The sequence below is a fragment of the Pseudobutyrivibrio ruminis DSM 9787 genome (assembly GCF_900218035.1).
In the GTDB taxonomy this organism is placed as follows: Bacteria; Bacillota; Clostridia; order Lachnospirales; family Lachnospiraceae; genus Pseudobutyrivibrio; species Pseudobutyrivibrio ruminis.
In genome coordinates, this window is the sequence record NZ_OBMR01000011.1 from 84,483 (window position 1) to 100,956 (window position 16,474).

The 16,474-nt window shown below is 39.4% G+C and carries 14 protein-coding genes; 6 read left to right on the forward strand and 8 right to left on the reverse strand.

The annotated features are described in order from the left end of the window. Window positions 1–56 precede the first annotated feature (56 nt). Window positions 57–839: a GGDEF domain-containing protein gene (locus tag CRN97_RS11580; protein ID WP_179670746.1), complete on the forward strand. Its 783-nt coding sequence runs from the start codon at window positions 57–59 to the stop codon at window positions 837–839. A gap of 45 nt (window positions 840–884) precedes the next feature. Here CRN97_RS11580 and galT read toward each other — a convergent pair whose 3' ends face one another. Next, the gene (gene galT, locus CRN97_RS11585; protein WP_097076984.1) at window positions 885–2,378 is read right to left on the reverse strand and encodes a UDP-glucose--hexose-1-phosphate uridylyltransferase; all 1,494 of its coding nucleotides are present in this window, start codon (window positions 2,376–2,378) and stop codon (window positions 885–887) included. A 296-nt stretch (window positions 2,379–2,674) separates the two neighbouring features. Here galT and CRN97_RS11590 point away from each other — a divergent pair, with 296 nt between their 5' ends. Together CRN97_RS11590 and CRN97_RS11595 are read left to right on the forward strand one after the other, a co-directional pair. Next, on the forward strand, window positions 2,675–4,672 hold the full coding sequence (locus tag CRN97_RS11590) for a methyl-accepting chemotaxis protein (protein WP_097076985.1): 1,998 nt from the start codon (window positions 2,675–2,677) through the stop codon (window positions 4,670–4,672). A gap of 29 nt (window positions 4,673–4,701) precedes the next feature. Next, window positions 4,702–5,181, forward strand: a complete 480-nt coding sequence (locus CRN97_RS11595; protein WP_097076986.1) for a chemotaxis protein CheW — start codon at window positions 4,702–4,704, stop codon at window positions 5,179–5,181. A gap of 38 nt (window positions 5,182–5,219) precedes the next feature. On the opposite strand, the gene CRN97_RS11600 is transcribed toward CRN97_RS11595, so the two are convergent. From CRN97_RS11600 to hrcA, 6 genes are all read right to left on the reverse strand, one after another. Further along, on the reverse strand, window positions 5,220–5,945 hold the full coding sequence (locus tag CRN97_RS11600; protein WP_097076987.1) for a sulfite exporter TauE/SafE family protein: 726 nt from the start codon (window positions 5,943–5,945) through the stop codon (window positions 5,220–5,222). A 17-nt stretch (window positions 5,946–5,962) separates the two neighbouring features. Beyond that, window positions 5,963–6,904, reverse strand: coding sequence for a DUF1848 domain-containing protein (locus CRN97_RS11605; RefSeq protein ID WP_097076988.1), 942 nt, complete (start codon window positions 6,902–6,904; stop codon window positions 5,963–5,965). Window positions 6,905–6,914: 10 nt separating this feature from the next. Further along, entirely contained in the window at window positions 6,915–8,084 is a 1,170-nt protein-coding gene (gene dnaJ / locus CRN97_RS11610; RefSeq protein WP_097076989.1) for a molecular chaperone DnaJ, read from the reverse strand. A gap of 155 nt (window positions 8,085–8,239) precedes the next feature. After that, window positions 8,240–10,129, reverse strand: a complete 1,890-nt coding sequence (gene dnaK, locus CRN97_RS11615; RefSeq protein WP_097076990.1) for a molecular chaperone DnaK — start codon at window positions 10,127–10,129, stop codon at window positions 8,240–8,242. Between the two features lie 23 nt (window positions 10,130–10,152). Further along, window positions 10,153–10,758: a nucleotide exchange factor GrpE gene (grpE, locus tag CRN97_RS11620; RefSeq protein WP_097077012.1), complete on the reverse strand. Its 606-nt coding sequence runs from the start codon at window positions 10,756–10,758 to the stop codon at window positions 10,153–10,155. 45 nt (window positions 10,759–10,803) lie between these two features. Continuing rightward, on the reverse strand, window positions 10,804–11,859 hold the full coding sequence (gene hrcA, locus CRN97_RS11625) for a heat-inducible transcriptional repressor HrcA (protein WP_044934060.1): 1,056 nt from the start codon (window positions 11,857–11,859) through the stop codon (window positions 10,804–10,806). 248 nt (window positions 11,860–12,107) lie between these two features. Here hrcA and lepA point away from each other — a divergent pair, with 248 nt between their 5' ends. The 3 genes from lepA (at window position 12,108) to rpsT (ending at window position 15,539) form a co-directional block, all read left to right on the forward strand. Continuing rightward, complete coding sequence (gene lepA / locus CRN97_RS11630) at window positions 12,108–13,913, forward strand: translation elongation factor 4 (RefSeq protein ID WP_074790330.1); 1,806 nt, start codon at window positions 12,108–12,110, stop codon at window positions 13,911–13,913. A 1-nt stretch (window position 13,914) separates the two neighbouring features. Then, window positions 13,915–15,117 (forward strand): radical SAM family heme chaperone HemW, encoded by a 1,203-nt coding sequence (hemW, locus tag CRN97_RS11635; RefSeq protein ID WP_097076991.1) that lies wholly within the window; start codon window positions 13,915–13,917, stop codon window positions 15,115–15,117. A 158-nt stretch (window positions 15,118–15,275) separates the two neighbouring features. Beyond that, complete coding sequence (gene rpsT, locus CRN97_RS11640) at window positions 15,276–15,539, forward strand: 30S ribosomal protein S20 (RefSeq protein ID WP_033153945.1); 264 nt, start codon at window positions 15,276–15,278, stop codon at window positions 15,537–15,539. 62 nt (window positions 15,540–15,601) lie between these two features. Here the strand turns inward: rpsT and CRN97_RS11645 are convergent, their stop codons facing one another. Then, window positions 15,602–16,417, reverse strand: a complete 816-nt coding sequence (locus CRN97_RS11645; protein ID WP_097076992.1) for a PilZ domain-containing protein — start codon at window positions 16,415–16,417, stop codon at window positions 15,602–15,604. Between the last annotated feature and the right edge of the window lie 57 nt (window positions 16,418–16,474).

A 16,474-nucleotide genomic window follows, 5' to 3' on the forward strand; every position in this document is an offset into this window, starting at 1 on the left:
GGGTAATTAATTATAAGTGGGGAACCCTTCTATATTATTTGATGCCACATGCAGCTATGTGGTGTACAATATGGGCCATTTATCATCTGGAGAATAGGGATTATGCCCGTGAAGGCTTCATTATCATGCACTTTGCTTTCCTGGCTATCGGTTTTGCTACTCCACTGAAGTATCATATAGTTTTGCACGCTCTTTTGATGGCCAACATCATCGTTTCAAATATGTGGAATCATTATGAGTATTACACCATCATGTTAGCGCTTGCGATTCCCCTTTATATCGGTGTTGTTATTATGCTTTGGATTTTGGAAAACTCATACGCTGATCAATACCTTGTAAAGAAACAATTAGAAATAAGCTCTGTATCAGATGAGCTTACTGGTGTAAATAATCGATATATCATAAATGAAATAATCGACCAATCAACAGATAAGTTTTCATTGCAAAAAGATATTGTAGTTCTCATGTTTGACATCGACTTCTTTAAGAAAGTAAATGACACCTATGGCCACGAGGCTGGTGATGAGATTCTCAAATATGTTTCTGCTAAAATTAAAAGTCATCTTTCAAAAGATGATTACATCATTCGCTGGGGCGGCGAAGAATTCATCGTCATTCTCGTAGACTATGCAATTGATAATGCCTTAGAATTAGCTGAAAAGCTCCGCTCAGATGTTGAGAATTCCAACAATGGAATCTGCCCTATAACAATCTCTATGGGCCTTTGCAAATACAATAAAAACGAAACATATCATCAATGTGTAGACAAAGCCGACAAGGCTTTATATTACGCAAAGAATCACGGTCGTAATCAAATTATTAACTATAATGACTTATAAAACTAAAGCCATCTAGCTTCTAACTAGATGGCTTAATTTATATCATTATAAAGTATTTACAAATCTCATAAATGCTTCCATTCCTTCTTCTGTGCACTTATATACTCCAGCACACTCAAGAACTTCACAGAAGACCTTACCAATCTCCTGCTGAAGGATTTCATTTACATTGCTTTCATCAATCTTATCGTAATTCTTTGAAAAGCTTTCAACCCAATCAGCATGTTTTTCAAGTGCTTCATCAGCTCTTAAATCCTTGCCATTAACAATATAATCAGCAAGCTGCTCCATTTCACCTTTAAGACGGCTAGGAAGAACTGCAAGTCCCATTACCTCGATTAGACCAATGTTTTCCTTCTTAATATGATGTAAATGAGCATGTGGATGATAAACTCCAAGAGGATGTTCCTCTGTTGTAATATTGTTTCTAAGAGCTAAATCAAGCTCAAACAAATCTCCTCTTTTTCTAGCAATAGGAGTAATTGTATTGTGCTTTTCTCCATCAGTTTCTGCAAATATAAATGCTGATTCGTCTGTGTATCCTCTCCATGCATTTAAGATATGTTCAGCTAAATCAATGATTCTCTTTTCATCCTTGCACTGAAGACGAATAACTGAAAGAGGCCACTTAACTATGCCTGCTTTCACATCCTCATATCCTTTTACAGAGAACTCCTTAATAATAGGAGCTTTTTCCATTGCAAATGTATAATGACCACCCTGGAAATGATCATGGCTAAGGATAGAACCACCAACAATAGGAAGATCTGCATTACTTCCAAGGAAATAATGTGGAAAAAGCTTTACAAAATCAAAAAGCTTTACAAATGTAGCGCGCTCAATTTTCATTGGTGTATGCTCACCGTTGAATACGATGCAGTGCTCATTGTAGTAAACATAAGGGCTGTACTGGAATCCCCACTTGCTATCATTAATAGTGATAGGAATAATACGATGATTCTCTCTAGCAGGATGATTTGTACGTCCTGCATATCCCTCGTTTTCCATGCAAAGCTGACACTTAGGATATGCTGATTGTTTTGCATTCTTTGCAGCCGCAATAGCCTTTGGATCCTTTTCAGGCTTTGAAAGGTTGATAGTGATATCAAGTGTTCCGTAATCGGTTTCTGTGGTCCACTTTAAATCCTTCTTTACTCTATATGTACGAATGTAGTCAGAATTACGACTCATATTATAGAAGAAATCTGTAGCAGCCTCTGGCCCTTCATTCTTATATATAGCATTGAATTTATCAATAACCTGCGATGGTCTAGGACAAAGCTGGTTCATAAGCTTTGTATCAAATAAATCTCTATATGTAATGGAATCTTCTATAATTCCTCTTTTGACCGCCTCATCAAGCAAATCCTTTAAAACATCTTCCAATACTATATTAGATAAATCACAATCAGGATCAGTGTACTCATCTTCCTTCATGCACTCTAGTAAAAGATTTGTGGTATAGATTCTTTCACTTTCTGGTGTAAGCCCTGTATCAATTCCATACTGAACTAATTTCTTTATACTTTCCTGCAACATATTTCCCCTCCGAAAAATTGTAGTTATTTAATATGAAACTTATTCTTCTGGAAACTATTTTACACCTTTTCGGTTTTCTTCTTCAAGTATTCTTGGATGTAAAATTTGCAAAAACGACTATTCCTAAAAAACCATTCATCAACCTACAGTTGAGCAACATAAACAAATTGGAGATAAAAAATTGTGCAAAAACACTATACATAGTTACAAAACCATGTTATTATTGCGACTCGTGTTTCGAGTATAACTTAAAACACTGATAGCAATAACATGTTCATTATTCACGGAGGAATAAAATGAAAAAGACAACAACACAGAAAACAAAAAAACAGAGCGTAAGAACAAAACTTATCTCTATTATGCTCTTGGTATCAATTGTTCCTTTGTTAGTTGCCGTAGCAATCAGCTATAACAGCTCAACTAACAGTGCAAAGGAAACAGCAAAGCAGAATTTGGACTGGCAGGCAAAATACATTGAGTCTGAAGTAGACAAGATGTTAATCAAAGCTGAGACATCACTTGGAAGCTTCGCTTCTTCCCCAGAGACAATCGCATTCTTAAAGGGTGAGCTTGAAGATACTACAGTAGTAAAACAGCAGATGGTACAGATTAACGAGTCATTCCACGATAGCAACACAATCGTTATGTCAAATTCAAACGGTGATATGGTGCTTCGTAGTGATGATGGAGACTTAAAGAACATCGGCGAAAGAGATTACTTCCAGGCTGCAATCAAGGGTGAAACTTACGTATCAAATGTATTCGTAAGCTCAGTTACAAACTCAAGAAACATTTGTGTAGCCGTACCTATCTTTGATACAAACGGTACTACAGTTCTCGGTGTTGTACATAAAACATTAAACCCAGATGATATTCATACATTATTAGCAGAAGATGCTGAGGAAGCATTCGTTGTAGATAAGAATGCTGATATGGTAGCTCACTCAGATTTCGAAATCGCAGCAACAGACGAAGCTCAGAACTTCTCTTCTTCACCATATATGTCATCAGAAGATGCGACTGGTTTCTATATTAGTACAGCAAAAGGGTACCCTGTATACGTAAGCTACGTAAGAAATGCTTCATCAGGTTACGTAATCTGTGCTGCTAAGGCACAGAAGGACATTGTCGCTGAAGCTAGACAGGGCGCAATGTTAATTATTTTGACTGGTATCGCTATGGTTATAGCTGTATTAGTTCTTTCTATCATTATTGCAAACAACTTCACAAAGCCAATGCTTGAGGTAAACAAGGTATTATCAGCTTTAGCTAACGGTGAGTTTAAGAAAACAGATAAATTTACAAAGCGTGCTGACGAATTTGGTCAGATGATCAACAACGCAAACTCTCTTATTGATAAGCTTTCAACAATCGTAGGTCATATTAAGGATTCTACAAACACTGTAGGCGAGTCTTCAGACGAGTTATCAGAGATGGCAAACCAGATTGCAGCTACAACAGAATCAGTTGCTGTAGCAGTTCAGCAGATTGCTAGTGGTGCTGTAGAGCAGGCAGAGGAAATCCAGTCAGCTGCAGATAGCACAAACCAGATTACAACAGCTGTAGACAACGTACAATCTTCTACAAACGATATGTCTAACCTTGCAGATCGTATGAAGTCAGCATCAGAAGCATCAAGCAACTCTCTTGCTACACTTCAGGCTACAAGCTCTGAAATGACATCTAAGATTGAAGAGATTTCTTCAAAGATTTCTTCTACACAGAACGCTGTTGCAAACATCAACGAGCGTGTTGAGGGTATTTCTGGCATCGCTGCTCAGACTAACCTTCTTTCACTTAACGCTTCTATCGAGGCTGCTAGAGCTGGTGAGGCTGGTAAGGGCTTCGCAGTAGTTGCTGAGGAAATCAGAAAGCTTGCTGATGATTCAGAAAACCTCGCACAGGAAATTAGAATTCTTATGGATCAGCTTTTAGCTGAGGCTGAGCAGGCTGTTACTGCTGCTGCTCTTGTTATGAACGGAAATGAAGAACAGCAGAAGGCCCTTGGCGAGACACTTTTCGCTGTAGAGGGAATGCTTCAGGATATCGAAGAAACTGTATCTAGTGTTTCAAAGATTTCTGGCGAAGCAACCAATTGTGTAAATTCAAACACAGTAGTAGCAAACGCTATGTCATCACTCTCTGCTATTTCAGAGGAAAACGCAGCATCATCAGAAACAACAGGTGCTTCAGTTGAAGAGCTTTCAGCTACAGTTACAAACCTTGCAGAATCTGCAACTAATCTTAGAGACATCGCTGAGCAGTTAAATGAAGAGATGAAGTTCTTCAAGTAAGGTAATTATAGTCATTTGGAGGATTAGAAATGTCTAATTTAATTACTAAGACAGACAACAGTGCTGACGAAAAGCAATATATTATTTTCACTTTAAATAACGAGTTTTACGGTATCGACATCATCAATATCAACACTATTATTATGATGCCAGAGATTACAGATGTACCTCTCGCTGCTGATTACATCAAAGGAATGATTAGCTTACGTGGTCACGTAATTCCTGTAATTGATATGCATAAGCGAATGAATTACGGAGAAGAAATCATCACCAAAGACACACGTGTCATCGTATTCAACATCAACGAAAACGAGCAGGTTGGCATCGTAGTTGATTCCGTAAAAGAAGTAATGGTTATTTCTAGCGAAGAAATCGAATACCCATCTCCTTTCATTAAGTCTGATGAGTCATTTATTTCAGGTGTAGGTAAAAAGACAGATATGCTTATATCTATTCTTGACATCAATTCACTTGTTGATGAAAAGGCTATTGAGGAATGCGTAGCATAATATAAAAAAACGCCTAGAGCAAATGCTCTAGGCGTTTTTTATATTATGTTCATATTATTTACTATCATAGCAATTCCAGAGATAATCAAGAAAATAATTACAAGCTTCTTTATCAGCTTTTCATCCAAGATATCTCCAGCCTTCATACCCACCCACAAACCAATAAACATTACAGGAACGAGGCATATTGCCTTTGTAAGGCTATCAAAAGTCATTACACCTAGAAATATGTATGTAATAAGCCTAAAGGTGTTTTCTGCTATGAATACTAGGCTTAGATTAGCTTTAAAATCTGTGCTAGTCTTTGTAACTTTGCTCACAAATGCTGCCAAAAGCACGCCTACACCAAACATTCCACACATAGCGCCTGCAAGTATTCCTATTACAATATCGAATACTTTATGACTCCTTCCCGATGATGGCTTGTACTCTCGGTACATCATATTTATACCTACAAGTGTAACCATAACACCAAATATCATTTTAACGATATTCGCATTTACGTATCGAAGTACTAGGGCTCCAGGAATGCTCCCTAATATCACTACTATAATTAACGGAATTACGATATTTTTATTAATATGTTTTCTATTTTTATAAACTAATGTGATATTTGCAGGATACCCTAGAATAAGCTCCACTGGAGAAATATTTACATTGTTTACTCCAAATCCCAGGATTGTATCGAATACTAACGTATTTGCGAAGCCACATAATCCCTTAACAAAGAAGGCGCAAAAGGCTGCTAAAATCCATAAAAACATAAAAATAACCACCTAATCTATAATAAATCAAAAATGCTCATCTGATTGTCAATCCAAGACTTTTGATTAGCCTCATGGATTATATCTCCCTCTCGAAAGCCTCCAATTAAAAATGGAGAATTCACATCGTGGAGTTTTTCATTTATTCTTACCTGACTTAAGTCATTATTTGCATAACAATATTTGCAAAAATGTCTGCAAGTATCATATGTTCCTATGTCCGCACCAAGGTAACAAGCACAAGTTGCTCTGGCAGGCTTAACATTTGATTTAGGCACATTCAAATGAGCAGAAATGGCCTTTTCATACATATCGACTGTCATGCAGCCACTGCAATCAGCTCCGTATTTAGCAAGAAAATCTCCTTCGGCGCATGGCTTTACAACCATATTGTTGGCTTTTGCGATACGAATAATCTCCCGACCCAAACGTATCTTATCCTCTGCAGATACAGCCATTGCGTCAGGAAAGTTCTTCTTTACCTTTTCATAAATATCTATAAAGCTGATTACCACATGATTGGTGTATCCTTTAAGATTTTCTGCCATCTTTGTGAAGGCTTCAATATGAAAATCGACTGTATATTTTTCATTTACAAAGATTGGATCATATCGCCAGCCAATGCGATTAATCCCCACCGTTTTAGAGAGGAATTTAAAGGACTCCATTACCTCTTTTTTATCTGGAACACCTGGCTCAATATCCTTGCCATAGGGTGTGATTGTTACATACCAATACTGACCATAGTCTTTTACTAAATCCAAATACGAAAAAAAAGGTGCTGGATTCTTTGTGCAAAAGCCAATAGCATCCACCACCTGTGGGTTTAACATATATTTATTTACTGAACTTTGATTGTAAGGATTGCGCACACATACATAGCCTTCTTTCAAGCGATTGGCAAACCATTCCGGAAAGAATGCAGGTATGTCAGTGCGCTGCCCTGTATTAATAATCATTTATTATCCTTTATAGATCGTCGATAGCGTCCTTTATTTTATCAGCAAAGCCCTTCTTCTTTTTCTCAGCCTTTACTGACTTTGGACCGCCGACTGTTGTGTTGCCTGTAAGCTCATCGAACTTGCGAAGTGCTTCCTTAGCTTCCTTAGAAAGTCCTGTAGGAACCTGTACAACAAGTGTAACATACTGGTCGCCACGAACATTTCTATTTCTAAGTGAAGGAATACCCTTTCCACGAAGTCTGATTGTTGTATCAGTCTGTGTACCAGGCCTAACCTCGTATGATACCTTACCGTCGAGAGTATCAATGATAACCTCTCCACCAAGAGTAGCCTGCGCAAATGAAATAGGTGCTGATGAGTATACATCCATATCTCTACGCTGGAAAATAGGATGATTTTTAACGATTACTTCTACAAGTAAATCGCCTCTTGGGCCACCATTTCTACCTGGCTCGCCCTTCTCACGAATACGAACGCTCTGTCCGTTGTCGATACCAGCTGGAATAGAAACAGAAATCTTCTTCTTGCGAGCAACATATCCAGTACCATTACAATCAGGACATGGAGTATCAATAACCTCACCTGTTCCCTGACAATCAGGACATGTAGTAACATTCTGAACCATACCAAAGAGTGATTGCTGAGACATCATTACACGTCCCTTACCACCACACTTTGTACATGTACGCTTGCTTGTACCAGGCTTTGCGCCTGTGCCATGACAAGCTGCACATTCGTCCTTAAGAACGATTTCAAGCTCTTTCTCACAACCGAAAGCTGCTTCTTCAAAAGTGATATGCACTGCTGCTCTAAGGTTTGCACCACGCATTGGACCATTAGAAGCACGGCCACCGCCGCCTCCAAAGAAGCTACCAAAGATGTCACCAAAGATATCGCCGAAGTCCATACCAGAGAAATCAAAGCCACCAGCTCCGCCACCGCCGTTTTCAAATGCTGCGTGACCAAACTGATCATACTGACGTCTCTTGTCTGCATCAGAAAGAACAGCATATGCTTCAGAAGCTTCTTTGAATTTCTTCTCAGCTTCTGCATCACCTGGATTCATATCAGGGTGATACTTCTTAGCAAGCTTTCTATATGCACTTTTGATCTCACTATCTGAGGCTGTCTTAGAAACTCCAAGCACCTCATAGTAATCACGTTTTTGTTCTGCCATTATTTATCAATCCTTCTATTATCTTTACATACGGTTAAAGAGCACAAAATAGGAATTGTGCTCTTTAATCTTGCTTCGCAAGACATGATTTTCATCGCTTCACTCAGAAAATCCTGCCATATACGAATTGAATAATTCTGATGAATTATTCAATTCTAAACTTCCTTGAAATCAGCGTCTACGACATCATCTGCTGGGTTAGACTGTGCACCTGCACCAGCGCCTGCTCCTGTGAACTGGCTCATATCTGGGCCTGCACCAGCTGCTCCCTGAGCTGCCTGTGACTGCTCATACATCTTTGCAAATACCTTCTGAGCTGACTCTGTAAGCTTCTCCTGAGCTGCCTTAAGCTCACCAATCTGTGAATCGCTCATCTCCTCTGGAGTCTGGTACTGATCAAGGAGCTTCTGAGCTGCTTCGATGTCAGCCTCTACTGCTGCCTTGTCAGCTGCATCAATCTTATCGCCTACTTCATCAAGAGCCTTCTTTGTCTGGAATACAAAGCTCTCAACATCGTTTCTTGTATCAACAGCTTCCTTACGCTTCTTATCCTGAGCCTCATACTCCTGAGCCTCTTTAACTGCCTTATCGATATCCTCATCAGACATGTTAGAACCAGCTGTAATTGTGATGTGCTGCTCCTTGCCTGTTCCAAGATCCTTAGCAGATACGTTTACAATACCGTTTGCATCGATATCGAATGTAACCTCAATCTGTGGTACACCTCTCATTGCTGGTGGGATACCATCAAGTCTGAACTGTCCAAGTGACTTGTTATCCTTAGCGAACTGACGCTCACCCTGTACAACGTTGATATCAACTGCTGTCTGGTTATCAGCTGCTGTAGAGAAGATCTGGCTCTTCTTTGTAGGGATTGTTGTGTTTCTCTCGATAAGTCTTGTAGCAATACCACCCATTGTCTCGATTGAAAGTGAAAGTGGTGTTACATCAAGAAGAAGGATATCGCCTGCACCGGCATCACCAGCGAGCTTACCACCCTGGATTGAAGCACCGATAGCTACACACTCATCTGGGTTAAGAGTCTTGCTTGGCTCGTGACCTGTAAGAGCCTTTACCTTATCCTGAACTGCTGGGATTCTTGTAGAACCACCAACAAGAAGTACCTTTGAAAGGTCTGAAGCGTTAAGACCAGCATCCTTAAGTGCCTGGTTAACAGGACCTGCTGTAGCTTCTACTAAATCATGTGTTAATTCATCAAACTTAGCACGTGTAAGGTTCATATCAAAGTGCTTTGGACCTTCTGCTGTAGCTGTGATGAATGGAAGGTTGATGTTTGTAGTTGTAGCAGATGAAAGCTCTTTCTTAGCCTTCTCAGCTGCTTCCTTAAGTCTCTGAAGTGCCATCTTATCTGTTGAAAGATCTACACCCTCAGCTGCCTTAAACTCTGCAAGCATCCAATCTGTAATCTTCTGATCGAAATCATCACCACCAAGTCTGTTGTTACCAGCTGTAGCAAGTACTTCGATAACGCCATCACCGATTTCAATGATAGATACATCAAATGTACCACCACCAAGATCGTATACCATAATCTTCTGCTCCTGCTCGTTATCAAGACCATAAGCAAGTGCAGCTGCTGTAGGCTCGTTGATGATACGCTTTACATCAAGACCTGCAATCTTACCAGCATCCTTTGTAGCCTGACGCTGAGCATCATTGAAGTAAGCTGGAACTGTGATAACTGCCTCTGAAACTGTCTCACCAAGGTAGTTCTCAGCATCACTCTTAAGCTTCTGAAGAATCATAGCTGAAATCTGCTGTGGGCTGTACTTCTTGTCGTCGATGATACGACCATTGTCTGTACCCATATCTCTCTTAATTGAAGAGATTGTCTTTTCTGCATTTGTAACAGCCTGACGCTTTGCTGGCTCACCAACAAGTCTCTCACCTGTCTTTGTAAATGCTACGATAGATGGTGTTGTTCTAGCACCTTCTGTATTTGCGATAACGGTAGGCTTTCCACCTTCCATAACAGCAACACAGCTGTTAGTTGTTCCTAAATCGATACCAATAATCTTTCCCATTTTTATTTCCTCCTATATATTACTTAGTTAGCAACCTTAACCATTGAATGACGAACTACTGAATCGTTGTACATGTAGCCCTTCTGGAATTCTTCTACGACGATATTCTCGCCAACTTCCTCATCCTCAACATGCATTACTGCATTGTGGAAATCAGGATTGAATTCCTTTCCTACAGCCTCGATAGGCTTAACACCTGCTTCCTCGAGAGTTGTAAGTAACTGCTTGTATATCATGAGCATTCCATCAGCAAATGGATCTGCTCCCTCCTCAACTGTAGCAAGACCTCTTTCGAAGTTATCAACTACAGGAAGAACCTTTTCAATGATGGCCTTTGCGCCATTTCCAAACATCTGAGCCTTTTCCTGCTCTGTACGACGACGGAAGTTTTCGAATTCTGCCATCTGACGAGTAACTCTATCAGTAAGCTGCTCTATCTGCTCATCACGCTTATCTTTTTTCTTTTCTTTTTTCTTGAATGGCTTCTTGCCATCCTTTTCCTCTTTTGAAGATTCTTCTGAAGTGTTTTTCTCAGAAGCTTCTGTCACATCAGCTTCGGCTTCCTCAGCCATCGCTTCCGCATTTTCCATAGCTTCTTTAACTGCTTCTTCAGTAGAGAACTCTTCCATTTTTTCTTTATTCTCTGCCACGAATTTACATCTCCTTAATTTCTTTTATCCTTTATTTCTGTCAGCTTCCTGTTTCAGTAATTTATCTAGCTGACCTTTAAGACTTTTTATATTGTCAACAACATTTTCGTAGTCCATACGCTTTGGACCAACGATACCAATTGTACCTTTGACTCCATCGCCAAGCTCATATGTTGCTGTAACAATCGAACAATCCTTCATAGTTGATATTGGAGATTCATCTCCGATATATACCTGAATTCCTGTGCTCTCATTTTCACTTGAGCTATCATTAAGAAGCTCTATAAGTGATTGTTTTTCTTCGAATGTATCTAATAATTCAGAAGCCTTCTTTGAATCTGCAAGCTCTGGATACTTGAAGATGTTGGTAGCACCTGAAGTATAAACCTGTAAATCATCGCCTTCAGTGATTGTCTCTGCTACGGTGTCAAGTACCTGCTCTACAATCTCATCATGGATACCTGCCTGCTCCTTTAATCTGGATATAACTGCCAGATTAATCTGGTCAACTGTCAGGCCGTTAAGATTTGTGTTAAGGAGCATGTTAAGCTTTAACATTGTTTCATTATCAAGTGGCTTATCCACATTGATAATTTTGTTCTTAACGATGTTGCCATCCATGACAACTACTGAAAGTACCTGGTGTTCATCAACAGCTGAAAGCTGAACGAACTTTAATCTATTTGAAACAACTGAAGGAGCTGAAACTAATGTGGCATACTGGGTATTGTTTGCAAGTGTTTTTGCTACATTCTTGAGAAGGCTTTCCATCTTTTCTGTCTTCTCAATCATCCATTCCTGCATGTCAGCAACTTCTTTGTCCTTCTCAGCTATCAGGTTGTTTACATAAAATCTGTAACCTTTATCTGAAGGAATACGACCTGCCGATGTATGTGGCTGAACTATATAGCCTAAATCCTCAAGATCTGACATCTCGTTTCGGATGGTAGCTGAACTAAGATTCAAATCAGTGTATTTTGATATTGTTCTTGAACCAACTGGCTCACCAGTTTCAAGGTAATTCTTAATGATTGCATTTAAGATTTTAACTTTTCTCTCATCTAGTTCGATATCAGCCATACATTCACCTCACTCCCACTCAGTTTTATGTTGTTAGCACTCATCCGATTGGAGTGCTAATCATTTTCTGATGTTAATTTACACCTAGGGTCCCCTTTTGTCAACCGCCTTAAGATATTTTTTATACTTTCTTTATTAATGTTATATAATTGTTATTTTTCCTAAGCTTTGGTAATATATGAGGGCAATCATTTTTGTAAATATCATCGTTTTTTGCAAAAATAATTACATTAATATAGAGGTGTTTTATGGATCAAAGTAAAATCAGAAATTTTTGCATTGTTGCACATATCGATCACGGCAAATCAACCCTTGCCGATCGTATCATACAGATGACTGGCACTCTTACTGAGCGTGAAATGCAGGCCCAGGTCCTTGATAACATGGATTTGGAGCGTGAGCGTGGAATCACAATCAAATCACAGGCTGTAAGAATCATTTATAAAGCCGATGATGGAAATGAATACATTTTCAATCTTATTGATACCCCAGGTCACGTGGATTTTAATTACGAAGTTTCTCGTTCTCTCGCTGCTTGCGATGGTGCGATTCTCGTTGTTGATGCAGCTCAAGGTATTGAAGCGCAGACTCTTGCCAATGTTTACCTTGCACTTGATCACGATTTGGATGTTATTCCTGTCATCAACAAAATCGATTTGCCATCTGCAGATCCTGAACGAGTAATCGAAGAAATTGAAGATGTCATTGGTCTTGAGGCACAGGATGCTCCACAGATTTCTGCCAAGACTGGTCTTAATATACATGACGTTCTTGAAGCAATAGTTAATCAATTGCCACCACCATCAGGGGATGTTAACGCACCTCTTCAGGCATTGATTTTCGATTCACTGTATGACCCTTACAAGGGCGTTATCGTATTTTGTCGAGTAAAAGAAGGTACATTAAAGGTTGGCGACAGCGTCAAAATGATGGCTACTGGTGCAGAATTTGATGTTGTAGAAGTAGGCTACTTCGGTGCCGGTCAGTTCATTCCTTGTGATGAACTCCCAGCTGGAATGGTAGGTTATATGACTGCATCCATCAAAAACGTTCGCGACACTCGTGTTGGTGATACAATCACTCACGCTGATGCTCCTGCTGCCGAGCCACTTCCAGGATACAAAAAAGTTAATCCTATGGTTTACTGCGGATTATATCCAGCAGATGGCGCTAAGTATCCAGATCTTCGTGATGCCCTTGAAAAGCTTCAGCTTAATGATGCAGCTTTGCAGTTCGAGCCAGAGACATCAGTTGCACTTGGTTTTGGATTCCGTTGTGGTTTCCTTGGACTTCTTCATTTGGAAATCATCCAGGAGCGTCTCGAGCGAGAATATAATCTAGACCTTGTTACTACTGCTCCGGGCGTAGTTTACAGAGTTTACAAAACAGATGGCACAATGATAGAGCTTACAAACCCAAGTAATCTCCCTGATCCTAGTGAGATTGAATACATGGAAGAGCCAATCGTTGAGGCTGAAATCATGGTTACCAGCGAATACATTGGTGCAATTATGGACCTTTGTCAGGAGCGTCGTGGCCAGTATATTTCAATGGAATATATGGAAGAAACCAGAGCACTTATCAAGTACACTCTTCCACTCAATGAAATTATCTATGATTTCTTTGATGCTCTAAAGAGTCGTTCTAGAGGATACGCTTCATTTGACTATGAAATGAAGGGATACATGAAGTCTGACTTGGTTAAGCTTGATATTCTTATTAATAAAGAAGAGGTTGATGCACTTTCATTCATCGTCTTCTCTGGTACTGCTTACGAGCGTGGACGTAAAATGTGCGAAAAACTTAAAGAAGAGATTCCACGTCACCTTTTCGAAATTCCTATCCAGGCTGCAGTTGGTTCAAAGGTTATCGCCAGAGAAACTGTTAAGGCTATGCGTAAGGACGTTTTAGCAAAATGCTACGGTGGTGATATTTCACGTAAGAAAAAGCTTCTTGAAAAGCAAAAGGAAGGTAAAAAACGAATGCGTCAGGTTGGCAATGTAGAAATTCCACAAGAAGCCTTCATGAGTGTTCTTAAATTGGACGAGGATTAAAATGACTCCTATCGAACTATATATTCATATACCATTCTGTGTAAAAAAATGTTTATATTGCGACTTCCTTTCAGGAGTGTTTGATGAAAAAATGCAGCGGCGTTATGTCGCTGCTTTGTGCACTGAAATAAAATATATGGCAAGTCAGGTCCACGGTGTAGAGGTTGCTACAATTTACGTTGGCGGTGGCACTCCATCTTGGCTTTCTGAGGATTTGATGGATTCAATTATTACCACCGTCAAATCATCCTTTAGAGTCAATCCATTGGCTGAGATATCTGTTGAGTGTAACCCGGGAACATTATCCGCTGAAAAGCTCAATGTATACCGTAGCGTCGGAATCAACAGACTGTCCATTGGTCTGCAGTCAGCAAATGATGATGAATTAAAGGAGCTTGGCCGAATCCACGACTACAATCGTTTCCTTCACACCTTTGATTTAGTTCGAAAGGCAGGTTTTGATAATGTAAATGTGGATATCATGACAGGATTGCCTCACCAAACAGTGGAAAAACTTGAACACACCCTAAACGCAGTCACTATGCTTCGACCAGAACATATCTCTGCTTACTCTTTGATTATCGAGGAAGGCACTCCATTCTACGATAAATACAAGTTTGATGCTGTTAAGCAGCATGCAGGCATGGAAACCGAGGATTTACCTACCGACGAAGAGTCTTATCATTTGTATAAATACACAATGGACTATCTTGAAAAGAAAGGTTATAAACGTTACGAAATCTCCAATTATGCCCGCGGTGGAAAGGTTTGCCGCCACAATATTGGCTATTGGGACCGTGTTCCTTATTTAGGACTTGGCCTTGGCGCTGCTACCCTGTATCAAAACAGACGTGCAGACAACATTCGTGACATATACAAATACTGCGAAATTGCCGAGCAAATCGCTGAAGGCAAGGAAATATCTACTGAGCTTTCCTCTCCTTTCTATGACAATGAAGAAACCCTTTCCAAAAAAGAGGCCATGGAAGAATTCATGTTCTTAGGTCTTAGAAAAATAGATGGTGTCAATCGTTCTGACTTCTTTAATATGTTCGGAATTGATATCGAAGCAATATATGGTCCAATCATTACTGCCCTTAGAAACCAGGGATTTATGGACGCAAAAGAAGGTCGTCTGTTCCTTACCGACATAGGAATAGATGTAAGTAATCAGGTTCTTGCCCAGTTTTTATTAGATAAGTAGAAATATTTACATTATTTCAATAAAAATATTCTCAAACTATTGACAACTTGGGATTCATTAACTATTATATTTGAGTATGCGTTGAACTGTCCGTGTCCGGCTACAACGTATTTAATTTGAACATTTTATAATTATACAAATTGGAGGTGTAGCAACACATGGCAAATATTAAGTCTGCTAAGAAGCGTGTTCAGGTAACAGCTATCAGAACAGAGCGTAATAAGGCAATCAGATCAGAGGTTAAGACATACGTTAAGCGTGTTGAGGCTGCTGTAGAGGCTGGAGATAAGGCTGTTGCAGAGGCTGAGCTTAAGGCTGCTATCAAGGTTATCGAGATGGCTGGTTCTAAGGGCGTTTACCACGACAACACAGTTAGCCGTAAGGTATCTCGTCTTTCAAAGCTTGTAAACACACTTGCTTAATTTAAATACGAAATAATTAAAAGCATCGGTCCCGTCAGCCGATGCTTTTTTTGTGTTATTTTTTATTCCTCAATGTTATCTTCTTCAGATTTACTAATCTCTTCCGCTATATCTTCTTTCCAAAACTCACCTGTTTTAATTCGTTTTATACCAGACTGAGCGCCTTTTCCCCTAATAGCCTCAATTTGTTTTGTTGCAATATATCTTTGTAGAAAGGCGGCATGATCTGAAGAAATAGTACATCCACTAAAAACGCCACCATTCTCATCTTCCTTTTGATTGATAACCCTTCCAAAAAACTTTCCTACTTCTCTCTCTCCATCATCTGTATCCTCAAGAAGATGCAGTATAAACTCTCGATTCGGATCAATTTGAGAACCTAAAGGCTCCACAAAGCCCACACCGCAATATGATAAATCTCGAACGATAACCGAATACATTATATCGTCCTGCTCAACCTCCATTACCTTATCAATATTAATACGAACTCCCCGACGTCGATTATATTTGTATCCTTCTTCTAGTGTTGGCAATACAACGTGGATTGCACGACCTGATGAAAATGTAAATTTATATATTTTAATATTTTCCCACTGGAAAACACCTTGATCATTCACTACTATCAAATCAAGTTTTGAAACGCTTCCAGTAAAATCAACTTCTCTAACTGAGTTTTGCCACATCTGAATGATGTTTTCTATAGGGATACCTTTATTGCCAAACTTAGTAGTAAACTCTTCTTGCTCCTTTTCATCTAGAACAGCATACTCTGTCGGCAACTCCAGCTTTTTATTCTCAAGAGTTGCTTGCACTGAGATGCGCGCCTTTTCCGTCACCTCTGAAATATGTATTTTCGTAATTGTTTTTTCTTTATCCATATTTTAATTTTAGCAAAGAAAAAAGTTCCTGACTACTAAAGAATTACCGATGATATC